The sequence below is a fragment of the Rhodospirillales bacterium genome, assembly GCA_023898805.1.
Lineage (GTDB): Bacteria > Pseudomonadota > Alphaproteobacteria > Micavibrionales > UBA1664 > UBA6145.
Genome location: CP060260.1, coordinates 363,877 through 386,413, shown reverse-complemented (window position 1 = coordinate 386,413; position 22,537 = coordinate 363,877). Strand labels below are relative to the sequence as shown.

20 protein-coding genes are annotated in these 22,537 nt (G+C 61.9%); 7 read left to right on the top strand and 13 right to left on the bottom strand.

The features are described 5' to 3' along the window. Nucleotides 1–44: 44 nt before the first annotated feature. Nucleotides 45–2,462, bottom strand: coding sequence for a class I SAM-dependent methyltransferase (locus H6866_01990; GenBank protein USO08012.1), 2,418 nt, complete (start codon nt 2,460–2,462; stop codon nt 45–47). 21 nt (nt 2,463–2,483) lie between these two features. Here H6866_01990 and H6866_01985 point away from each other — a divergent pair, with 21 nt between their 5' ends. Together H6866_01985 and H6866_01980 are read left to right on the top strand one after the other, a co-directional pair. After that, the gene (locus H6866_01985) at nt 2,484–3,224 is read left to right on the top strand and encodes a ComF family protein (GenBank protein ID USO08011.1); all 741 of its coding nucleotides are present in this window, start codon (nt 2,484–2,486) and stop codon (nt 3,222–3,224) included. A 43-nt stretch (nt 3,225–3,267) separates the two neighbouring features. Then, on the top strand, nt 3,268–3,882 hold the full coding sequence (locus H6866_01980; GenBank protein ID USO08555.1) for a LysE family transporter: 615 nt from the start codon (nt 3,268–3,270) through the stop codon (nt 3,880–3,882). Here the strand turns inward: H6866_01980 and H6866_01975 are convergent. Further along, complete coding sequence (locus H6866_01975; GenBank protein ID USO08010.1) at nt 3,868–4,608, bottom strand: hypothetical protein; 741 nt, start codon at nt 4,606–4,608, stop codon at nt 3,868–3,870. The genes H6866_01980 and H6866_01975 overlap by 15 nt on opposite strands. Before the next feature lie 49 nt (nt 4,609–4,657). Between H6866_01975 and lysS the strand changes: the two genes are divergently transcribed. Further along, nucleotides 4,658–6,682 (top strand): lysine--tRNA ligase, encoded by a 2,025-nt coding sequence (gene lysS / locus H6866_01970; GenBank protein USO08009.1) that lies wholly within the window; start codon nt 4,658–4,660, stop codon nt 6,680–6,682. A gap of 33 nt (nt 6,683–6,715) precedes the next feature. Here the strand turns inward: lysS and H6866_01965 are convergent, their stop codons facing one another. The 3 genes from H6866_01965 to H6866_01955 are packed head-to-tail and all read right to left on the bottom strand — an operon-like array spanning nt 6,716 to nt 8,887. Then, nucleotides 6,716–7,045 carry a hypothetical protein gene (locus H6866_01965; protein USO08008.1) on the bottom strand — a complete coding sequence of 110 codons (330 nt, stop codon included), beginning with the start codon at nt 7,043–7,045 and terminating at the stop codon, nt 6,716–6,718. A gap of 15 nt (nt 7,046–7,060) precedes the next feature. Continuing rightward, the gene (locus tag H6866_01960; protein USO08007.1) at nt 7,061–7,759 is read right to left on the bottom strand and encodes a nitroreductase; all 699 of its coding nucleotides are present in this window, start codon (nt 7,757–7,759) and stop codon (nt 7,061–7,063) included. A 12-nt stretch (nt 7,760–7,771) separates the two neighbouring features. Next, complete coding sequence (locus H6866_01955; GenBank protein USO08006.1) at nt 7,772–8,887, bottom strand: hypothetical protein; 1,116 nt, start codon at nt 8,885–8,887, stop codon at nt 7,772–7,774. An 81-nt stretch (nt 8,888–8,968) separates the two neighbouring features. Here H6866_01955 and H6866_01950 point away from each other — a divergent pair, with 81 nt between their 5' ends. Both H6866_01950 and uvrB read left to right on the top strand, forming a co-directional pair. Further along, nucleotides 8,969–9,181, top strand: coding sequence for a hypothetical protein (locus tag H6866_01950; GenBank protein USO08005.1), 213 nt, complete (start codon nt 8,969–8,971; stop codon nt 9,179–9,181). Nucleotides 9,182–9,227: 46 nt separating this feature from the next. After that, a complete protein-coding gene (uvrB, locus tag H6866_01945) occupies nt 9,228–11,303 on the top strand; it encodes an excinuclease ABC subunit UvrB (GenBank protein USO08004.1) in 2,076 nt (691 codons plus the stop codon). Between the two features lie 559 nt (nt 11,304–11,862). Here uvrB and H6866_01940 read toward each other — a convergent pair. After that, nucleotides 11,863–13,608, bottom strand: coding sequence for an alpha-glucosidase (locus H6866_01940; protein USO08554.1), 1,746 nt, complete (start codon nt 13,606–13,608; stop codon nt 11,863–11,865). A 131-nt stretch (nt 13,609–13,739) separates the two neighbouring features. After that, nucleotides 13,740–14,273, bottom strand: coding sequence for a peptidylprolyl isomerase (locus H6866_01935; protein USO08003.1), 534 nt, complete (start codon nt 14,271–14,273; stop codon nt 13,740–13,742). A 100-nt stretch (nt 14,274–14,373) separates the two neighbouring features. On the opposite strand from H6866_01935, the gene H6866_01930 reads away from it, so the two are divergent. Further along, on the top strand, nt 14,374–15,315 hold the full coding sequence (locus H6866_01930; GenBank protein USO08002.1) for an L-lactate dehydrogenase: 942 nt from the start codon (nt 14,374–14,376) through the stop codon (nt 15,313–15,315). Nucleotides 15,316–15,323: 8 nt separating this feature from the next. Here the strand turns inward: H6866_01930 and H6866_01925 are convergent, their stop codons facing one another. From H6866_01925 to H6866_01900, 6 genes are all read right to left on the bottom strand, one after another. Further along, nucleotides 15,324–16,241: a hypothetical protein gene (locus H6866_01925; protein USO08001.1), complete on the bottom strand. Its 918-nt coding sequence runs from the start codon at nt 16,239–16,241 to the stop codon at nt 15,324–15,326. Nucleotides 16,242–16,362: 121 nt separating this feature from the next. Then, complete coding sequence (locus tag H6866_01920) at nt 16,363–17,661, bottom strand: adenylosuccinate lyase (protein ID USO08000.1); 1,299 nt, start codon at nt 17,659–17,661, stop codon at nt 16,363–16,365. Between the two features lie 105 nt (nt 17,662–17,766). After that, the gene (locus H6866_01915) at nt 17,767–18,084 is read right to left on the bottom strand and encodes a hypothetical protein (GenBank protein USO07999.1); all 318 of its coding nucleotides are present in this window, start codon (nt 18,082–18,084) and stop codon (nt 17,767–17,769) included. A 68-nt stretch (nt 18,085–18,152) separates the two neighbouring features. Next, complete coding sequence (radC, locus tag H6866_01910) at nt 18,153–18,851, bottom strand: DNA repair protein RadC (GenBank protein ID USO07998.1); 699 nt, start codon at nt 18,849–18,851, stop codon at nt 18,153–18,155. Continuing rightward, nucleotides 18,841–19,650 (bottom strand): type I methionyl aminopeptidase, encoded by an 810-nt coding sequence (map, locus tag H6866_01905; protein ID USO08553.1) that lies wholly within the window; start codon nt 19,648–19,650, stop codon nt 18,841–18,843. The genes radC and map overlap by 11 nt, the downstream gene beginning before the upstream one ends. A 76-nt stretch (nt 19,651–19,726) precedes the next feature. Beyond that, nucleotides 19,727–21,637, bottom strand: a complete 1,911-nt coding sequence (locus H6866_01900; GenBank protein ID USO07997.1) for a hypothetical protein — start codon at nt 21,635–21,637, stop codon at nt 19,727–19,729. Between the two features lie 72 nt (nt 21,638–21,709). On the opposite strand from H6866_01900, the gene H6866_01895 reads away from it, so the two are divergent. After that, nucleotides 21,710–22,459, top strand: coding sequence for a competence/damage-inducible protein A (locus H6866_01895; protein USO07996.1), 750 nt, complete (start codon nt 21,710–21,712; stop codon nt 22,457–22,459). The last annotated feature ends 78 nt before the right edge of the window (nt 22,460–22,537 follow it).

The following is a 22,537-nucleotide window of genomic DNA, read 5'->3' as shown; positions in this document are numbered from 1 at the left end:
CGCAGAGGGTCTAGACCTTTTGGTCTATGCCGCGCAAGTCATTGTTAATTATGGATATTTTTTCGATGCGCGGAGGCGGGCGCAAGGGGTGCGGCCGATTCCCGTTTTGGCGCCTTGGCGGGGGCGCGCATGCGCATGCCGACATTGTAATCGTAGCCCTGAACCTGTGCCGAGGCGTGGCAAAGCAGGGCGTTGGCGAAACCCCATTTCCACAGGATCGAGTCGGCGAAATCGGTGTCGGTCAACAGGATCAGGTCGGTGGTCGCCATATAGCGCAGGCGCAGATTGCGGCGGCGCGGATAGCGCGTGAGCATGAAGGGATAGACGCGCTGCGGCGTCATGTCGATGAAGGTGAAGAAGCTTTCGCCCATGGGCGCGACGCGCGCAACCTCGACATCAAACTGGGCGGCGATGTAGCTGCGCGCGGAATCAATGTCGGTGACGCTGGCGGGCAGCGGCAAAGTGGGCAGGGTGAGCATCGCCTCACTCTGGCCGAAACGCGCGGGCACCGGCATCTCGACGAATTCAAACCCGGCCAGCGTGTTGCCCTGAAGATCCTCGGTCAATGGCATGATCGCGGCGATGTTCAGCATGTCGGCGGCGGGGGTCGCGAAATCCGCCTCGTGCGCGGCAAGCGAGCGCCACGTCCCGTCGACGCGACCTTGTTCGACAAAGCTGGAGCGGTGGGTCGAAACCTGCCCCGCACGGCCCCTGATCGGGCGGAAGGCGCCGGACACGCAGGGCCATTTCGCGCCGTTGCGTCCGAATACGTACATCGCCTGCGCGGGCGCGTCGGGTTTTTTCGGTTTTTGTTTGAGGATTTTCGCCGCGCTTAACAGACGGTCATCGGGCGGCGGATCGTAGGCCAGCGGCACCGCCTCGTGCAGCCACGGGGTGACGGGCATTCCATGTTTCTTCATCAGGGTCTGTATCTGGATATCCAGCCATGCGGAAGGGATGACCCCCGCGCCGGTCGCGCGCAACACGTCTTCGGCGTCGAAAGCCTTGAGGCCCAGCGCGTCCCGCGGGCCTGCGACGCGCAGGGCGGCGAAGTCGGGCGACTGGATTTCGATGAACAGTGTTTCCAGTCTTTCGTCGATCATGCCGGGGCTGGGGTATCCGTGCAGGCCGGTTTCAAACATTTTTCCGTGCGCGGGGCACAGGTCCAGTTTCTGGATCATCAGGCGCGCCACGGCGGCCGCGCTGGCATGGTCGAAGCCTTCCAGTTCGTCGGCGCCGAACGTCGCCGGGGCGGGCATGTGGCCGGACCAGCGTTTTCCATCGAGGTTGCGGCGGGTGCGCGGCACGGTGTTGGCCAGGTCCTTTTCGGCGTCGGCGCGCAGAACGACCTTGATACGTCCGTCCGTCCCGCGGAAATAAGGGATGATGTCGGCGCGCGGCAGGTCGCGGGCGACGACGTCGCTGACCTCGCCGGTGCGTTCGTCACGCACGGCTTGCAGGGTCAAGCTTGCGGCCGGGGCGGGGGACGGCCGCAGTTCCTCCAGCCGCAGGGCGCGACCGGGCGCGGTCTTGCGCGCGATGACGATATGCGCGGCGGGCATGTGCGGGCGCGGCTTGCCGTCGGCGGTGTACAGGCGGAAGGCGCCATCGAAATGCGCGCGGGCCGTGTGCGCGTCGCGCCACGGCGCGGTATAGGTCACGCGCGCGCCGATGCGACGGGCAAGGATGCGGTCGTAATCCGCTTCGCCCAGTACCGCGAACTGGTGTCCGATATCGGCCCTGAAATTACGGATGTTGACCTTGCGGACGATAAATTCGTAGGCCCAGCGCGCGGGCAGCCGAAACAGGCGCGTGTGCGGGACGTGGGGGGAGATTTCCTCAAGGAAGAATCCCTTGACCGCGTCGCGGGCGCGGGCGTTTTCGGCGAACCATTGCAACAGCGCGATTTCGCGTTCGCCCTGCGTTTGCGCCAGCGGGTTTCCGAACAGGCGGAAGGAGCGATTGTCGCGCCAAGGGATCGGGAATTCGATCTGGACTTCCTCGTCCGCCGGAGGCATCGCGTAATCACAGATCACCAACGTGCCGTCGGGTTTCAGCAGCCGGATCATGGATTCCAGCCCGGCGGCGACTTTTTCCTCGTCGTAATCCGCGCGAGAATACAGGGTGCCGAGAACGTTGGAGGCGGTCACGGCGTCCACGCTTTCGGCGGCACGACGGATATGCGCACTGTCGGCGATTTCAAAGCTTAAATTTTCGATGTGCCGAAAGCGGGCGCGGGCGCGCATCACCGCCTGCCGGGCGCGGTCGGCGCCGATGAAGCGCAGGCGGGGGTTAAGCGCGGCCATCGCCGCCGTCAGCGCGCCGGTGCCGCAGTCGAGGTCGAGGACGGTGGACCCATCCGGCAACAAAAGGCACGACACCATGTGCTTGGCGCGCAGCATGACGTCGTGCGCGAATGTGGGCACGGATGAGGGCGCAGGTGTGGCCGGTTCTAAGGTCATGTGATAAGGGGTTATATATACATGCTGCGCGCGCTTGCCAAACCCCTTCATCACGCCCTTGACTGGCTGTTGCCGCCGGTGTGTCCCGCGACCGGGCGACAGGTCGACGCACATGGTACGGTGGACCCGGAATACTGGGGGCGGTTGCGCTTTATTCGGGCGCCGTTCTGCCGCGGGTGCGCATTGCCGTTCGCGCACGACATGGGCGGCGGCGGGGCGGAGGTATTGTGCGCGGCCTGTCTGGAATCGCCGCCCCTGTTCCGGCAGGCGCGCGCGGCCCTGATTTACGACGACGCCAGCAAAGCCCTGATTTTACGTTTTAAACACGGCGACCAGTTGCAGGCCGTCCGGGTGCTGACGCCATGGTTGGCCGAGGCGGGGGCAGAGCTGATCGCGCAGGCGGATGTGTTCGTGCCGGTGCCGTTGCATCGCTGGCGGCTTTTGAAGCGGCGGTACAACCAGTCGGCGCTTCTGGCGGCGCGGCTGGCACGGCAGTCGGGCAAAGCGGCGGCGGTGGACGCGCTTGTGCGCGTGCGGGCAACGCCCCCGCAGGGGCATCTGAAGCGGGCCGAGCGCGCGGCCAATGTGCGCGGCGCGTTCCGGGTGCGCGACGCACGCGCCATCGCGGGTAAACGCGTGCTGCTGGTCGACGACGTGATGACGACGGGGGCGACGCTTAATGCCTGCGCGGGCGCGTTGCTGGATGCCGGGGCCCTTTCGGTCGATGTTCTTTGCGTCGCGCGCGTGGTTCGGGATATATAGAAAGACCCATCCAAGGAGACCTTCGATGACCCTGCCGCATCTGATGCCCGCGTTGACCGTATTTGTGATGAGTTTGATCGCGATGATTTCGCCGGGGCCGGATTTTCTGTGCGTCTTGAAAAATTCGCTCGGCCATGGATTTCGCGCCGGGGCCGCGACCGCGCTTGGCATTGCCTCGGCGCTGTGGGTGCATATCGCTTATTGCATGGTCGGGCTTGCGGTCGTGATCGCGCAGTCGATCCTGATGTTCAATGTCATCAAATGGCTGGGGGCCGCGTATCTGCTGTATCTGGCGTGGCACGCCCTGCGATCCAAGGGGTGGGACGACCATATGGTGCGCGCCGACCGCGACCCCGCGCTTTCGCCGCGCCGTGCCTTTATGCAGGGTTTTGTGACCAATGCGCTGAACCCCAAGGCGACTTTGTTTTTCCTTGCGCTGTTCACGCAGGTCATCGATCCGCATACGCCCATTGCGGTGCAGCTTTCCTATGGCGCGATGATTTCGGGCATGGGCGCGGTGTGGTTCGTCGCGGTGGCGGCGGTGATGACGCGGCCCGCCATCAGGACGCGTTTCGCGCGCATATCCAAATGGATCGACCGGGCGTGCGGCGCGGCGTTCGTGGCGCTGGCCGCGAAACTGGCGCTAGCGCGGCAGTAACACCTGATAAAAGGCGTTGTCGTCCTTGCCGCCCGAACCGGCACGGTTGACGCAGCCGGCGGTGTGGTGGTTGAGGCTGGTGGCGACATCCCCGATTTCGTCGGTCGCGTCGGTGGGGCCGGTGAAGCTTCCCGCGTACAGGATCGCCCCCGCCCATGAATCGGAAGGGGGGAAGCCGCTTGGGTTGTCGATGCCCAGTTGTCGGTTGATTTCCTTGCAGGTGTTCTGATCGACGCCCGTGATCATCAGGACCAGATCGTGCTTGTCGGTGCCCACGCCCGCGACGCGCAGGGCGTAAACCCCGGCATCGCCCGAACGCACGTCGCCGGGCGCGGTGGCGTCGAGCACCGCCGCCGGAAAGGCGCGGGCATCCAGCCCGCCGCCCGATGCGTCGAAGACCTTGCATTTCGCGTCGGTGCAGTTGGCGAACATGGCGGCGGTTTCGACCGCGTCGCCATTATTGGTTTGCCAGACGTCGTTTTCAAAGCTTAGCGCGTTTTCGGAAATTTCGTCGCCCAGCATCCTTGCCACGGTCTTTTCCATGCCGCCGGCATAGCCCATGTAATCGGTGGCTGAGATGCTGCCGCGTTCGCGGTCCATCGAGGTCGAGCCGCGGTCGGATTTGGTGATCGCGGCGGTCAGCAGGCCGAACAGGGCGACGGCGATCAGGATCAGGAACAGGACATTGCCGCTGTTTCGGCCCCTGTTGCGCGGTGAATTCAGCATGGACGCCCCTTTTTCTTTCGGATAGAACATTTTGGCACAATTTGAACGGATGGCAACCATGAGCAAACCCGCAGAAAATCAAGCGTCCCAAGATTTGACCGACCCGCATGCCGCGCGCAAGGCCAAGCTTGATGCCGTGCGCGCGCAGGGCGGGACCGGCTATGCCTATGGTTTCGCGCGCGATGCGCGGGCCGGGGAATTGCAGGTAAAATACGCCGACCTTGAATCCGGCACGGAAACCGAGGACAGGGTCGCGGTCGCGGGCCGGATCATGGCGATGCGCAACAACGGCATGTTCATCGACCTGGCCGATGCCACAGGCAAGATTCAGGTGTTCTGTCACAAGGACAGCATGAGCGCCGAAGAACTGGCGGGTCTGGACAATTTCGACCTTGGCGACGTCATCGGCGTCACCGGCACGATCCGGCGCACGCCGCGCGGCGAGCTTTCGGTGCGCGCGAGGCATGTCGAATTGCTGACCAAATGCCTTTTGCCGCTGCCGGAAAAATATCACGGCCTGACGGATATCGAACAGCGCTATCGCCAGCGTTACGTCGATCTGATCGTGAATGAGGAAAGTCGCACAACCCTGCGCGAGCGTTCGCAGATCACCGCCTCGATCCGCGAATACCTGACCGGAGAGTGGGATGGGCTGGAAGTCGAAACCCCGATGCTGCACCCCATTCTGGGAGGCGCCACGGCCAAACCGTTCGTCACGCATCACAACACGCTGGATACCGAATTCTATCTGCGCGTGGCGCCGGAACTGTATTTGAAACGCCTGATCGTCGGTGGCCTTGCGGATTGCGTGTTCGAGATGAACCGCTGTTTCCGCAACGAGGGGATCAGCCCCAAGCACAACCCGGAATTCACCTCGGTCGAGTTGTACAAGACCTATACCGACGTTAGCGACATGATGGACCTGACCGAGGGTTTGGTGCGCCATGTGGCTCAAAAGGTCTTTGGCAAGACGGTGTTCGATTACAACGGCAACGTGATCGATGTGGGCGCGAAATGGCCGCGTAAATCGATGTGCGCACTGGTGGCCGAGGCGACGGGCGTCGATTTTCTGACCATCGTTGACGCGGCGGCGGCGCGCGCAGTCGCGAAAAGTCAGGGTGTGCATGTGGAGCCGAGCGCGAAATGGGGCGAGGTCGTCGCCGCGGTGTTCGAGGAAAAGGTCGAAGATACCCTGATCCAGCCCATCCATGTTACCGAGTTCCCGCTGGATGTTTCACCTCTGGCCAAGCCGCACCGCTCCAACCCGATCCTGACCGAGCGGACGGAGTCGTATATCAATGGCTGGGAAATCGCCAACATGTTCACCGAGCTGAACGACCCCGCCGACCAGCGCGCACGGTTCGAGGAGCAGGCGCGCGCGCGCGAGGCGGGGGACGAGGAGGCACAGATGCTGGATTCCGATTTTGTCACCGCGCTGGAATACGGCCTGCCGCCTTGCGGCGGCTGGGGGCTTGGTGTGGATCGTCTGACCATGATTTTGACCGGGTCGCCCAATATCCGCGACGTCATTTGCTTTCCGACGCTCAAGCCCTTGAAAGGCGATGCGCCCACGAAATACGACATGGCGACGCGCAGCGTTCCGCAAAAAGCCATAAGCCTTGAACCGCAATCGTCCGAGTGGAAAAACGTCAACGAGATGCTCAAGCGTTTCGTGATCGTCGTGAACGAGAAAGAAGACAGTATGGGCCGCGTGCTCAATGCGGCGGGTCACGCGATGGCGGGGCTTGTGGGTGGCGTGGCGAAGGCGGAAGATTTCTGCTTCATCGACTATGTCGATGCCGACAAGGGCGTACATCCAAGCATTTCGCATTATCCGGTGATCGTGCTGAAGGCCAAGAATTCGTCGCAGATATCGCGTATTCGGGCCGAGGCGCAGGCCGCCGGTATTGCCTGTGTCGATTTCCTCGACACCATGACGATCGGGCGTTCCGAAGAACAGGTGAACGCGACCGCCTCCAGGAAAGAGGATGAGTTGAATTATGTTGCGCTTGCCTTGTGGGGGGCGACCGACAAGCTGAAAGCACTGACCGGCAAGTTGTCGCTTTATAAATAAACAGAGGTAATTCGTAATATTTCCGCGCGGCCTTTAAAGGTTGATGCGCGGGGCGCGCATAGTCCGCAGGCGTAAATGCTGCGCGGGGACGTGCCGTGCCCATTGTTCGCTGGCGGCAAAGGCGGCCTGACCGAAAGCGGCTGCGCCCAGAAGCGTGGCGCCGAACTCCGGGACGGACATGACCAGAGAGATGAATTTAAACGTCAAACCCGCGACTTCCCGTACGGCAAGGCCGCTGAGGAATCCAACCGAGCTGCTATAGGCCAGACCCATGAATTTCTCGCTCAGGGTCCAATCCAGAATGTAATAAGTCTGTTCCACGGTGTTGGCGGTGTCTTGTGGCAGAGCCAGGTTTTGCGGCATGAGGAATACATAATGTTAAGTTTGCGCGTGCGCAAAGTTTTTGTAATCCAGCCCCATTCCCGGTTTGGCGCGGTCGTCGCCGCGGTTATGCGCATGGCGGAAATCATGGTTGGTCAGGCCGGCGGGGTCGGGGCGGTCGCGTTCGATCGGGTCGGCCAGCGGGGTGCCGATATAGACGAATCCCGCGATGTTTTCGTGTGGACGCAGTTCCAGAGCCGCGCGCACCGTATCGTCATAGGCGTACCATTGTGTCAGCCAGTTCGCGCCGTATCCCAGCGCGTTTGCGGCCAGCAGCATGTTCTGGCACGCCGCGCCCGCGGAAAGCACCTGTTCCCAGACCGGTACGCCGCTTTCGCGCGGCGCGGATATGATCGCGACGACCAGCGGCGCGCGGGTCAGGCGTTTGCGCTCGTCGTCCAGCCGTTCGGGCGTGGCATCGGGGTTGCGGCGCAGCCATGCGGCGGCCAGCACTTCGCCAAACGCGGCGCGGGTTTCGCCGGTAAAAGTCACGAACCACCACGGGGCCAGTTTGCCGTGGTCTGGCGTGCGCGCGGCGCAGGCCAGAATGGTTTCGATTTCGGCGGGGGTCGGTCCCGGATCGCCCATCGCCTTGGCCGAAGCCGAACGGCGATGCAGCAGCGTGTGGATCAAATCGGGGTTTTTTCTGGCGACAATTAGGTCGGGAGTCAGGTCAGGGGTCCGGTCGGCGGTCATAGCCCGACTATACTATTTTTTCGGCGTTGGGGTGGACCAGATCACGATTTTCCGCGCAGGGCCTTTATTCGCCGCGAAGTCGCCGACGAAACGGTTCCAGACGGATTTTAGCGTTTCGGCCTGCGCCTTGCCGCCGCTGCGCGCCGCTGCTTGTTGAAAGCGGTCTTTCGCGCGCAGGATGTCGCGGCGGAATGTGCGGGTATCGCCCGCGCCCATGCCGCCGTAATCGGCCAGCGCCCTTGGGTTGTCCGAGGCCATGGCGAACGCCTGGCCCAGCGTGGTCAGTTTTTTCGCCTTGCTGCCGCGCGCGGGTTTGGTCAGAAGGTAATCCCACGGGGTTTCGCCCTTTTCGATCAGGCCCAGTTTTTCGGCGTCACCGATCGGCATGTCGTCGGTTAGTTCCGGTTCGGCGGGCATCAATTTGGCCAGATCGCGCCCGGGCATTTCGATGGCGGCGCGCAGCGTGCGGTTTCCCAGCGCCTGCGCGATGTCGTCCGGCAGGCCGTAATGCCTGTGCGCGTCATCAAGCGTCAGGTCGATCACCTTGCCCACGGCCGCGCCCTGCGCGCCGTGGCGGCGGGTGTGTTTCGTGCCCGGTTTTTTGGTACGGCGTGTGCGGGGTTGCGGTTTTTCGCGGTCCGGGTTTTGCTGCACGAAAGCACCGGGACCAAGGCGTTCCCAGACGTTGCCCTGACCGGGGATGAACCCCTCGATCCGGGATTCGAGATTGCGGGCGTCGAACAGGGCGCCGAGCGCCGCATCGGCATCGGCCGAAAAGGCGCCGACGCGCTGGATGAAATCACCGTCCTTGACCGGCATGACATGCGGGCGCAGCACCACCACATAGTCTTTTCGCGCCATGCCCGGCAGGCCGGTTCGCGGGTCGCGCGGCGGGGTTACCGTATCCGGTTTCGGGCGCAGGGCGTTCGCATCCGCGCGCGGCAGAATGGGCAGCAGCACAAGCCCCGCCAGCGGTTCATCCGGGGTCGTCAGGTCGTAATCCGGGCGCAGCAGATAGGCGTACATGTCGCCGCCCGTGCCGCCCAAATATCGGGCAGGCACACGAAGCACATCGCCAGAGGAGAGGGCGGAAGCTTGAAAATTCCCAAGCTTATCATTAGATTTCATTTACATTACATAACACTAAGCCCTGTTTCCACGCAAATTTTTTTCTTGTCGGCACCGGTAAGGCAGGATTACCGTTTCTTCATGGCTGCAAAGTCGCCAATCATATCGGTTTCTGTCGTCTGGGACGTCGTGAACGGCCGGATGGTGCCCCAGTCCGCCAATGTGCGCGGCATCGGTGCGCTTTGCGGACGGGACGAGGCCGAATTGCGCCGCCGCATCGCGCGGCATCAGCGTGTCAGCGTCGCCTGCGTGCGGTTGCATGGCTGCGGTCCGGCGGTACGCCGCCCCGTTTGAGGCGCTGGCGCTTTCTTTTTTCCGTTTGTCGGTTAAGTTTCCTTTTATGCATGTACCCGTTTTAACGCCGCAGGCGCGCCCCGAATGCCGCCCCGAATACCGCGACGAAAGCCGCCCGTTCAGGCTGGTGTCCGATTATACCCCGGCGGGCGACCAGCCGCAGGCGATCGCCGAGTTGCTGGCGGGGTTGGCGCGCGGGGAAAAGGATCAGGTGCTTTTGGGCGTCACCGGGTCGGGCAAGACCTTTACCATGGCGCATGTTATCGCGCATACGCAGCGCCCGGCCTTGATCATGGCGCCGAACAAGACGCTGGCGGCGCAGCTTTACAGCGAGATGAAATCGTTCTTCCCCGACAACGCGGTCGAATATTTCGTGTCCTATTACGATTATTACCAGCCGGAGGCGTATGTCCCGCGCACCGACACCTATATCGAGAAAGAGTCGACGATCAACGAACAGATCGACCGGATGCGCCACTCGGCCACGCGCGCCTTGTTCGAGCGGCGCGACGTCATCATCGTCGCGTCGGTGTCGTGCATATACGGCATCGGGTCCAAGGAAGACTATCAGGCGATGGTCATGGATGTCGGCAAGGGCGACGCCGAGGGGCGCGAGGGCCTGATCCGGCGCTTGATCGCCTTGCAATACGTGCGCAACGACATCGATTTTTCGCGCGGCGCGTTTCGCGTGCGCGGCGATACGCTGGAGCTTTTTCCCGCGCACTTCGAGGACAAGGCATGGCGGTTTTCGTTTTTCGGCGACGAGATCGAGGCGATTTCCGAATTCGACCCGCTGACCGGCGAGGTCAGCGCGCGGATGGACGGGGTGCGGATTTACGCGAATTCGCACTACATCACGCCGGGGCCGACGATGCAGCAGGCAATCAAAGGCATCAAGGCAGAACTTACGACGCGGCTTGAGGAATTTCGCGCGCAGAACAAATTGCTGGAAGAACAACGCCTCAACCAGCGTGCGACTTACGACCTTGAGATGCTGGCCGCGACCGGCATGTGTCAGGGCATCGAAAACTATTCGCGTTACCTGACGGGCCGCGCGCCGGGTGAGCCTCCGCCGACTCTGCTGGAATACCTGCCGAAGGATGCGCTTTTGATTCTGGACGAAAGCCACAACATGATTCCGCAACTGGGCGGGATGTACGGGGGCGACCGGTCGCGCAAATCGACGCTGGCGGAATACGGTTTTCGGCTGCCGTCGTGCATGGACAACCGGCCCCTGAAATTCGAGGAATGGAACGCGTTGCGCCCGCAGACGGTTTATGTTTCGGCCACGCCCGGCCCGTGGGAGCTGGAGCAGACCAGCGGCACGTTCACCGAGCAGGTGGTGCGCCCCACGGGGTTGATCGACCCGCCGGTCGAAGTGCGGCCGACCAAACATCAAGTCGACGATTTGATGGAGGAATGCCGTCAGGTCATCGCGCGCGGGCAGCGCGCGCTGGTCACCACGCTGACCAAGCGCATGGCCGAGGATTTGAGCGAGTACCTGAGCGAGCAAGGGATGAAGGTGCGATACCTGCATTCCGACGTCGAAACGCTGGAACGGATCGAGATTATCCGCGACCTTCGGCTTGGCGCCTATGACATCCTGATCGGCATCAATCTTTTGCGCGAGGGGCTGGACATACCGGAATGCGGGCTGGTCGCCATTCTGGATGCGGACAAGGAGGGGTATCTGCGTTCGCGCACATCGCTGATCCAGACCATCGGGCGGGCGGCGCGCAACGTCGATGGCAAGGCGGTGCTGTATGCCGACACACTCACCAAATCGATGCAGGCCGCGATGGAGGAAACCGCGCGGCGGCGGGAAAAGCAGGCGGCTTACAACGCGGCGCACGGGATTACGCCGGAAAGCGTCAAAAAGCAGATTTCGGACGTGCTCAATTCGGTTTACGAACGCGGGGACCGGCTGACCGTCACCCGCGCGGGCGAGAAGGAAAGCGGTCTGTCGCCCGAAGCGCTGCAAAAGCATATCCGCAAGCTGGAAGCGCGGATGCGTGTGGCCGCGTCAGACCTCGATTTCGAGGAAGCGGCGGCGCTGCGCGACGAAATTCGGCGGCTGGAGGCGCTGGATCTGGGTCTGCCCGCCGGGATCGGCACGCGATAGCGCGGGAAATGCTGGCCCGACGCGGGTAAATCTGCGAAAATGGTGCGATGACGTGGGTGTGGGTTTTCCTGTGGGCGGTGTTCGCGGCGGCGGTTCTTGGCTTTCAGGGCTGGTCCGTCAACATCCTTCTGGCCCAGAAAAAGGCGTGGCGCGAATTTGCCAGCCGCTACAAGCTTGACGTCATCACCCCGAAAAAATGGCTGGAGCCGGTGGCGCTTAGCGGCACGCTGCACGGGCGCAGGTTGAACGTATATGCCGAGATCGAGCAGACCGATCGCGAACGTACGCAACGCATCTATTCTCATATCGAGGTTTTTTTGAACACGCGGCCCGATACCTATGCGGCGTTTTCGTGCAAGCCGTTGCCGGATGCGTTGAAATGGCTGGACCTACCGCAAGTGTTCACCTCGCTTTCGCCGGATTGGCCGAAACCGGCGGTCGCGGTCACCGACGATCCGTATAAACTGGCCAACTGGCTTAACCCCGCGCGGATGCGTACTTTACGTGCGTTCATGGAATCCGCTTCAGCCCGCGGGGATGAGGCGATGCTTCTGGTCGATCATGAACGCGCGTTTTTGCTGTGGCGCACCGACAACCCCTTGAGGGACCCCAGAACGCTTAACGCTTTGGTCCAAAAACTGTTTTCCTTTGCCGGTGACATGGACGCGGCGGCGGCCGGCAACAGCGCGAATCCGAAGGCGGAAAGCGCAATATCCGCGCCCGAAAGTTCGGCCTGAGAGATCAGGTTTTCTCCATCGCTCAGGCGCGCGGGAAGGCGCAGCGATACCGGTGCATCGGCAAGGTTAAAAACGCACAAAAACGATTCTGCGCCTTGCGTGCGCGTGAAGGCCAGCACGGACGGGTGATCGGGCAGGCTTATGAATTTGATCGCGCCGTGCAACAGCGCGGGCCGCGCGCGACGGAAGGCAAGCAGGCGGCGCGCCATGTGCAGGGTCGAATCCTCGGCTGCTTCCTGCGATGCCACAGACAGGCCCTGATGTTCGGGGGCCAGCGGCAGCCACGGTTCCACGCTTGAAAATCCGGCATGAGGCATCGTGTCGGACCATGGCATCGGGGTGCGCGCGCCGTCGCGGCCCTGCCAGACCGGCCAGACGCGCTTGCCCCACGGGTCTTGAAGTTTTTCGCGCGGGACGTTGGCTTCGGGCAGGCCGAGTTCTTCGCCCTGATACAGGCAGATCGTACCGCGTAGCGAAAACTCAAGCGCGAGCAGCAGGCGCGGCCATGCCGGGTTGGTGATGAAACGCTGGCCGAAGCGCGAGGGGGCGCGCGGCGTGTCGTGGTTGGAAAACGCCCAGCACGGCCACGAGGACGCGCCGCCCGCGCCCATTTCCTCCTCCACCGCCTTGCGGATGTAAAGCGGCGTCAGATGCACGTCGGTGCCGGAAAGCAGCGCGAAGGAATAGGCGGTGTGCAGGCGCTTGTCGCCGTGGGTGTATTCGGCCATGCGCAGCGTTTGATAATCGTCGCCGATTTCACCGATCAGCACGCGCGCGGGGTAAGAGTCGGTCAGCGCGCGCAGGCGTTCGATGAAGGCGATGTTTTCGGGCCGGGATTTATCGTACAAATGCCGCTGCATCGAATAGGGGTCAGGGCTTTCGTATTGCAGGGCGAACCCCATGTCGCGCGGGCGGGCCGGGTTGTCGCGCAGTTCGTCGTCATGGAAATAAAAGTTCACGACGTCGAGGCGAAAACCGTCTACGCCGCGATCGAGCCAGAAGCGCGCGATATCAAGAACGGCATCCTGAACGTCGGGGTTGTGGAAGTTCAAATCCGGTTGTTCTTTCAAGAAATTATGCAGGTAATACTGACCGCGCAGCGGATCGAAATTCCATGCCGGTCCGCCGAACAGCGATACCCAGTTGGTGGGCGGCGAGCCGTCCGGTTTCGGGTCGGCCCAGACGTACCACGACTCCTTGCCGTTCTGACGGCGGCGCGATTCCTCGAACCATGGGTGAAGGTCGGAGGTGTGGGAAAGTACGATGTCGAATATGATTTTGAGGTTAAGGCGGTGTGCCTCCTCGATCAGGCGGTCGGCATCGGAAAGCGTGCCGAAAAGCGGGTCGACGTCGCGGTAGTCCTGAACGTCGTAGCCGAAATCGCGCATCGGCGATTTGAAGAAGGGGCTGACCCAGATAGCGTCAACGCCGAGCGCGGCGATATAAGGCAGGCGCTGGATCAGGCCGTTGAGGTCGCCCACGCCGTCGTCGCGCGAATCCTGAAACGAACGCGGATAGACTTGATAGATTACTGCGCCCTTCCACCAGTTTGCCTGTGCCGTTTGCATCGGATGCTGTTCGGCGGCGTGGGGATGAAGGGGGAAGTGCTGCGTGTGCATCAAGACCTCTTTATTCAAGATACGGATGGAATGAAAAAAGCGCCGGGCGGCGCTTTTCCCGTTGTTTTATGTGGCCAGAATTACTTGGCCAGTTCCATTTTCACGATCTTGTCGGGGTTCGCCGGCGGCTCGCCACGGGCGAGTTTGTCGACATTGTCCATACCGTCGATCACCTGGCCCCAGATCGTGTATTGGCCGTTGAGGAATGAGCAATCCTCGAAGCAGATGAAGAATTGCGAATTCGCGGAGTCCGGGTCGGATGTACGGGCCATGCCCACGGTGCCGCGCCCGAAATTGGCGTTGGAAAATTCGGCCTTGAGGTCGGGCAGGTCGGAGCCGCCCATGCCGGTGCCGGTCGGGTCGCCCGTCTGGGCCATGAAACCGTCGATCACGCGGTGAAAGACGATGCCGTTATAAAACCCTTTTTGCGTCAGTTCCTTGATGCGGGCGACGTGGTTCGGCGCCAGATCCGACTTGAGCTGGATCACCACGGGGCCTTGGGTGGTTTCCATGTTGATGATGTTGGATTTATCCGTGGTGGATGTGTCCTGAGCGGACGCGGCGGCGGTGGTCATCAATAAAACTCCAAGCGCAAGGGTTAGAAAGGTCTTCATCTGTCAGATGCTCCGGCGTATGTTGAGGCGCCTAGGTTAACCCAAATCAAGGCATTTGCCAGCATCCTTTTGTAAACAGTCCGCGAGCGGAGGGAATCACATGAAAATCGGCGTCGTCGGAACGGGTTTCGTGGGCAGTGCGTGCGCCAATGCCTGTGTGTTGCGCGGGGTGGGCACGGGGCTGACGTTGGTGGATCATAACCCCGATCTTGCCGCCGCGCAGGCCGAGGATATTTTGCACGCCACGCCCTTCGCCCGGTCGATGCCCGTGCGCGCGGGCGGATACGACGATCTGGCCGGGTGCGGCATCGTGATGATCGCAGCCGGGGTCAACCAGAAACCGGGAGAAACGCGTCTGGACTTGCTTAAACGCAATGCCGACATCTTCGCCGACATGGTGCCACGCATCATCGGGGCTGCTCCGGGTGCCACATTGCTGGTCGCAACAAACCCGGTCGACATCATGACCCATATCACAACGAAGATGGCCGAGGTTGCCGGACTGTCACCAAACCGCGTCATCGGGTCGGGCACGATGCTGGACACCGCCCGTTTCCGTGCGCTGTTGGGGCAGGCATTCGGCGTATCCAGCCATTCGGTCCATGCCTATGTGCTGGGCGAACACGGGGATTCCGAGGTGCTGCACTGGTCCGGGGCAAGCGTGGGTACAATGAGTCTGGGCGATTTCGCCACCGAAACGGGCACGGCACTGAATGCCGCTTTGCGTAAACGCATCGACGACGGCGTGCGCCATGCCGCCGCGCGCATCATCAAGGGCAAGGGTGCGACGTATTATGGCATCGGTGCGGGTATGGCGCGGATCGCCAAGGCGATCATCGAGGACGAAAACGCGGTGATGACCTGCACCCAGCGCCATACATGCGTGGCGGGGGTAGAGAATGTCAGCCTGTCGCTGCCGGTCATCATCAACGCGGGCGGGGTGGCGCGCGTGCTTACGCCCCGTCTGGATAAAGACGAGGAAACGGATCTTGCGCGGAGCGCCACGATTTTACGTGAGGCCGCAACGCAGATCGGCGTTTGATCCGCTTTTTATTCCGGCGCCATATGCGGCACCGCTGCAAATACGTGTAGACGATGGTGCAAATCGGATACCTGACGCAGGGTACGGCCCGACGTGGCCGGCAGTTGCAGGCGCAACGCGATATTGGTGTCGGCGTACCCGTGTGCAATTCCTGCCTTGTACACTTCGGAAAGCATCGCGCGCAACTCGCGCTGGCGGTCCATCGTTTCGCCGTTCGTCATCAGAAAGGCATAGGCGTGTTCGCGCGTCAGCGCGGCCATGGGGGGATGGTTGTTGAGCGCGGACCATTCCAGCACTTCGCGCAGCAATTCATTGCGGTGTTGGATGTCATGCGCGTGTCTTAGGATGCGGTTGCGTGCTTTTGCGCGTTTGTCCCAGTTTTCGCGCACGCGTTCGGCCGCGTCATCAATGGTGCCGGGGTGCAGTTTGCGTTCAAAGGTCAGTTGTTCCATGTGCATGGCATGCAGCAGGTCGGCGTAAATGGCCCAGGCATGGGCGCGGATGGCTGCCGGGCCGTGACCATGGTCGCTGCCCAGCGGTTTGCTGACGGGCCAATTTTTCGGGCGCAAGCCGGCAGGCACGATAAAGACATAGGTGTTTTCGCCGCTGCCTTTATAGCTGCGGACATAGGGCGGCAAGGCAACCATCTGTCCCTCCGTTCCCGGCCGGGGACGATAGCCGACGAGGTGATAGTCAAGATCGCCTAACTGACTGCCGGGTTTTTCAGCCAGATTTTCAGACGCTGGCGCCGCCCGGTTTTCGATTGGCTGGCGGGCCGCGCGCTGGTAATCCCGCGCGGCTTTTTGCGCCTCGTCCTCGAATTGCTGTTCGTCACGGCGGTCGCGCAACGGGGTCGGTGCCAACGGGTTGTTGCTGTCTTCCTGTGGCGGGACCGGGTAGGCGGTGTGATGGGTCAGGTCGTCCATTTGGATACTCCTTAACCGTTCAAAGGCCTGTCATAGCATATATGGCCAGCCTAGCGCTGGGGTATCCATGTGTGGCTTGATTTTGGTCAATCGCCGCCGCGGGCATGCCATACAGGCCGGATTATCGGAACACAGCCTTCAAAATTTTATCAACCTGCTTGGTGTAAAAGCCGGTGTCGAAAATGGCGTCGATCTGTTTCGGTTTAAGTTTCGCGGCGACGTCCCTGTCGGACTTAAGCAGGGCGGCGAAGGATTTCTTGCCGTCGGAATCCCAGACCTTCATCGCGTTTTTCTGGACGATGCGGTAGGCGTCCTCGCGCGCGATACCCGCCTGGGTCAGGGCCAGCAGCACGCGTTGCGAAAACACCAGCCCGCCCATCGAATCCAGATTTTTTTTCATGCGGTCGGGGAAAACCAGGAGCTGTTCGACCACGCCCGCAAGGCGATTGAGCGCGAAGTCTAGCGCGATGGTCGCGTCCGGCCCGATGACCCGTTCGACGGAAGAATGGCTGATGTCGCGTTCGTGCCAAAGGGCCACGTTTTCCATGGCGGGCACGGCATAGCCGCGCACCAGCCGCGCAAGGCCGGTGATGTTTTCGGTCAGGATCGGGTTCTTTTTATGCGGCATGGCGCTGGAGCCCTTTTGGCCCTTGGAGAAGTATTCCGCGGCCTCGCGCACCTCGGTCCTTTGCAGGTGGCGGATTTCGGTCGCAAGATTTTCCATGCAGCTTGCGACCACGCCAAGCGCCGCGAACCATGCGGCGTAGCGGTCGCGCGGGATGATTTGCGTCGAAACGGTTTCGGGCGCAAGGCCCATCTTTTTCGCGACATGGGCCTGAATCGCGGGATCGGCGCTGGCATGCGTGCCGACAGGGCCGGAGATCATGCACACCGCGACTTCGCGCCTTGCCGTTTCAAGCCGTGCACGGCAGCGCGAAAACGCAGCATAATGCCCTGCGAGTTTGAGGCCGAAGGTGGTGGGTTCGGCGTGGATGCCGTGGCTGCGGCCCACGGTAATCGTGTATTTATGTTCGATCGCGCGTTTTTTAAGCGCAGCCAGTACACGGTCGATATCGGCCAGCAGGATATCCGTGGCCTGAACGCATTGCACGGAAAAGCAGGTATCGACCACATCGGAACTGGTCATGCCCTGATGGATGAAGCGCGCCTGCGGCCCGACATGTTCGGCGATATTGGTCAAAAAGGCGATGACGTCGTGTTTGACCTCGCGCTCGATCTCGTCGATGCGGGCGACGTCGAATTTCGCCTTTTTGCGGGTGGCGACGGCGACGCCTTTGGGGATGATGCCGAGTTTCTCCATCGCCTCGGCCGCGAAAATCTCGATATCCAGCCAGATCGCGAAGCGGTTTTCCGGTTCCCAGATTTTGGCCATTTCAGGACGGGTATAGCGGGGGATCATGCGGCGCGGTTCCTTTGTGTGTCAGTGGTTTTTACCGCGAAGACGCAAAGGAGGAAAGCCGGAACTTGGGTTCGTAAGCGGTGAATTACAGCAGGCCAAGTTTTTTCAGGCTGGCGCGGCGACCGGCATTGCGTAGGGTTTAAGTTCAAGCGTTTCGGGGTTTACGACAACGCGTTGGCGGCCCTGGTCAAAGACGATGTGTGCGTGGCGTCCGTGGTGGGCAATGAAATCGAAAAGATGCTCGATGCTGCCGTCTCGTGTGCTGCTTGTTTGCTCGGCGTTGTAAGTCATGAGCCCAACAACGGAAACGCCGTCGATGCGGCTTGAAAACCAACCTTTTTCGATTTCTGATGTTATGACGCACCCGCCGAACTTTCTTTGAAGCCAGTCCGTTTTTTCGGCAGCAGTTTTCGGGTTCGTCATCGTTTCCTCGCAAATTTGAAAGAGAAATCCAACGTTAAAACAGGTTTTGTTTTTATGTCAAGGCTCAGCTATAGCAGGCCAAGTTTTTTCAGGCTGGCGTGGCCGCCGCGCGCGACGATCAGATGGTCGTGAACCGTGATGTCGAGAGGGCCGAGCGCACGTACGATGTCGTGCGTAAGGGTGATGTCGGCGTCGGACGGGGTGGGGTCGCCCGATGGGTGGTTGTGGACCAGAATCAGCGCGGTGGCGCCGTGGTGCAGCGCGCGTTTGGCGATTTCACGCGGGAAGACCGCCGACTGGTCGACGGTGCCGGTCTGGTGGATTTCGTCCGCGATCAGGACATTTTTACGGTTGAGGTAGAGCACCCGGAACTGCTCGACGCTTTCGCGGCTCATCGCGGCGTGGCAGTAATCGATCAGGCGTTTCCAGCTTGAAAGCACGGGGCGGTCGAGCACGCCCGCCTGCATCATGCGCTGGGCCGCGGCCTCGACCGATTTGATTGCGATGGCGGCGTTTTCGCTTACCCCTTCCACCTCGCACAGCGCGGGTGTGGGGGCGGCGAAGACGTTTTCAATGCCGCCGAAGCGTTTGAGCAGATCCTTGGCCAGCGGTTTGACGTCGCGGCGCGGGATAGCCATGAACAGCAGCAGTTCCAGCAATTCGTAATCGGCCAGCGCGCGGGCGCCGTTCTCGACAAAACGTGCGCGCAGGCGGGCGCGGTGGCCGGCGTGGTGGGGCGGTTCGCTTTTGTCCGGATCAGGTCGCATAGGGCGGGAATTCAAGCCCCTTGGGCGAGCGTGTGAAAATCTCGTACCCCGTTTCGGTGACGCCGAGCGAGTGTTCAAACTGGGCCGAAAGGCTGCGGTCGCGGGTCACGGCGGTCCATCCGTCGGATTTGATTTTGGTGCGCCAGTCGCCAAGGTTGATCATCGGTTCGATCGTGAACAGCATGCCCGGTTCCAGCACCGCGCCGGTGCCCGGTTCGCCGTAATGCAGCACCGAAGGCGTGTCGTGGAACACGCGGCCAAGGCCGTGGCCGCAGAAATCGCGCACGACCGAACAGTGTTCGCCTTCCGCCAAAGTCTGGATGGCGTGGCCGATGTCGCCCAGCGTCGCGCCGGGTTTTACGGCCTCGATCCCCGCCATCATCGCGCGGTAGGTGATGTCGGTCAGGCGGCGCGCCTTGATCGAGGGTTCGCCCGCCCAGTACATGCGGCTGGTGTCGCCGTACCAGCCGTCGAGGATGACGGTGACGTCGATGTTCAGGGCGTCGCCCGCCTTCAGCTCGCGCGCGTCGGGAATGCCGTGGCAGACCACCTCGTTGATCGAGATGCAGGTGGATTTGGGATAGCCCTTGTAACCGAGCGGCGCGGATATGGCGCCGTGCGCGGTGATGAATTCATGGCACAGGCGGTCGAGTTCCCCGGTCACCGCGCCGGGTACGACAAAGGGGGTGATATAGTCCAGCACCTCGGCCGCCAGCCGGCCCGCCGCGCGCATCCCGGCGAAGGCATCGGGGCCGTGCAGGGGGATGCCGTCGGCAGAGCGTCTTTGCGTGTCTTTCATCATCGGGCGTCAGTCTACGCTGCACGACGTTTCGGCGCAACCATGCCGCGCCGCTGCCGAGCCAAGGCGGATTAGATTATAAAACGGGTGTGAAGCGCATCCCGGTTTTTTCGACGCGGGCGGCAAGGCCGGAGCGCAGATGGGCCAGTGCCTCGTGGTCCGGTGCGCCGGTTTGTAGGGCGTCGGGGATGGTTGCATCGCGGCCGCGCCCGACCGGGGGTTGGGTTATGGCGGTGGCGCGGGAGGCGATCGCCGGGGCGACCAGATCCATCAGCGGCGAGATGACGTCGAGTTGCCGCGCCGCGAAAACCGTCTGCAATTGCGGGTCGCGGTGCAGGAGTTCGAGTTCGGTCGCACCCAGCACCACGCTTGCGCCGTTCGGGATCCAAGCCAGCGCCGCTTCCAGCAGCGGTTTGTGTTCGAGCAGGGGGAGGCCGTCGGAATCCTTGACCGCGCGCAAAAGCGCCTCGATTTTTGCGATTTTTTTGGCGCGCGTGTCGTTTTTGTCCGGCACCTGTTGGGTCGTGCCAGATGGGTCGGGGATTTTCCGGCCCGGCTTCTTCGGGTCGTCGATCAGCGCCGGGATGGTTTTCATGCCGTCGGCGGGCGTGTGGACCTGCGTGCGGGCGGCAAGCGGGGCAAAGATGCTGTGCGCGCCCATTTCAAGCCCGTCGCCGGTGGCAAGAAGATAAACCTCTTTCAGGTTTTGGGATTCGATGTGTTTTTGCAGTTCCTGCGGATACGACACCACGGTGACATCGTGATGAAGGTTCATGTCCTCGATCAGTTCCCGGACAAACGGGACAAAGAAATTCGATGCGCCGTCGGCAAAGGCGATGGTGGTCACGCCCTGAAGAAGCTGGTGCGCGATATGCGGCCTGATTTCATTTTCCCAAAGCGCGTTGGCGCGATGCGCCAGATCCATCGACAATACAGCCTGATTGGACGATGTGTCGGAGATGTTCGATTTCCAGTGATCGCCCTGATAGCGATTGCCGGTGTGTTCGCGGATCAACGCGGTTTGACGTCGTTCGATTTCGTTTTTCAGTTCCTGCAGCACGCGGGGCGGGTTGCCGCCGAAAAGATAGATGGGGGAGGCATCGACCTGCCAGCAATCGTTGCGTTTAATGCCGATGTTATCCAGCAGCTTGAACGCGGGGCTGCGTAGCTGAAATTCAAATACCCCGCGCAATTCGCGCGGGTCGATTTCCCAGTTGAACTGGTTATGACCCGCGTTGGTGACGACCGTGCCGGTATGGGTACGGGTTTTCAGCAGCATGTCGTGCATGACGACGCGCAACGGCGGCAGGGACGCGTCGGCCTGCGCGCGGGTGCAATACCGGCCGACAACGGCGGGGTTGAAAAACCCGTGCGCGGCGTTCAGGACGCTGGCCGCGCCTTCCCTTGCGGCAGGTGCCGGGTTTCCGTTTTCGTCACGTTCGATATGGATGCCGGTTCTTTTTTCGATTTCGTCGAAATCGACGCGGTAAGCGTTGGAAATGAATACGCATAAAACGACCGGCGCATCGGTCTTTTTAACCGTGCCGCGATAGCACATCGTGGAAAGTTCCTGCGTGCTGTTGATCGCCGAGCCGTTGAGGATGCGCGCCGCCACCGCCGCGTCGGACCCGCCCACCACCTTGACCGGGTTGGCCGAGAAGATGGAGGAATCGTATGCTGCGTATCGCGCCATCGGGTTTGCCGCGCCATCATAATGCGGGGCTGCGGCATAGGCCATGACATCGCGCACGGCGGGCGGAATATCGACGGGGTTTACGCCGCTGTCCTTGAGGGTTTGGGTAAATTTTTCAAGGCGATGCGGCGCGGTTCTTTCGGGAACATATGCGCCCGCTGCCGCCGCACCGCGCAGAAAGGCGCGCACCAGCCGCGCGGGGCGCAGGGTGCCGTCGCGCGTGCGGTCGCGGGCTTCGGCAAAGGAAAGTGCGGTCGGGTTCATAAACGCGATGGGGTTGAATTTGTTTTTCATATTTTTAGCGAGTGTACGGAACGGGCGCAAGTTTTCTTGCGGGGCGGCGGGTGGCGCACTAGTTTTACGGGCATGAGCACAGCACCCAAAACCGCCGCCGTATTGTTGATCGGGGACGAGATCCTGTCCGGACGGACGCAGGATACGAATTTACGCACGATCGCGCAGATGTTGGGGCAAAAGGGGATCGCCGTGGTCGAGGCGCGGACGGTGCCGGACGTGGTCGATGTGATTGTGGAGTCCCTGAATACTTTGCGCGCGCAGGTCGATTACGTGTTCACGACGGGCGGCATCGGGCCCACGCATGACGACCGCACGGCCGATGCGGTGGCACGCGCGTTCGGCGTCGCGCTTGAGCAAAATGCCGATGCGATGGCACGGTTGGCGAAACAATATGGCGGAGCCGAGCACATCACGCCCGCGCGGGCCAAGATGGCGATGGTCCCGGCGGGGGCGCGGCTGATCGACAACGCGGTGTCGGGCGCGCCGGGGTTCGCCATCGGCAACGTGCATGTCATGGCAGGCGTGCCGCGCATCATGCAGGCGATGATGGAGCATGTCCTGCCGCGGCTTGAAGGCGGGGCGGTGATTCATTCGCGCTCGGTCGCGGCGGCGATCGGGGAAAGCACGCTGGCCGAGGCGCTGGTCGCGGCCGAGGCCGCGCACGGGGTTAGCGTCGGATCGTACCCGAAATTCGCGCCGGGCATGGGGCCTGCCGTGACCATCGTGGTGCGCGGGGTGGATTTGGACGCGGTGGACTGTGCGATAGACGCGGTGGCGGCGGCGATGCGCGCGCGCGGCGCGGAACCGGAGTTTTGTTAGGGTTTTGATTGAACTTTTTGGCGGTTCGCGCGTTGGTTTGCCTGCGTGATGCCCTATATCCTTTTGCATGTTTCCGAA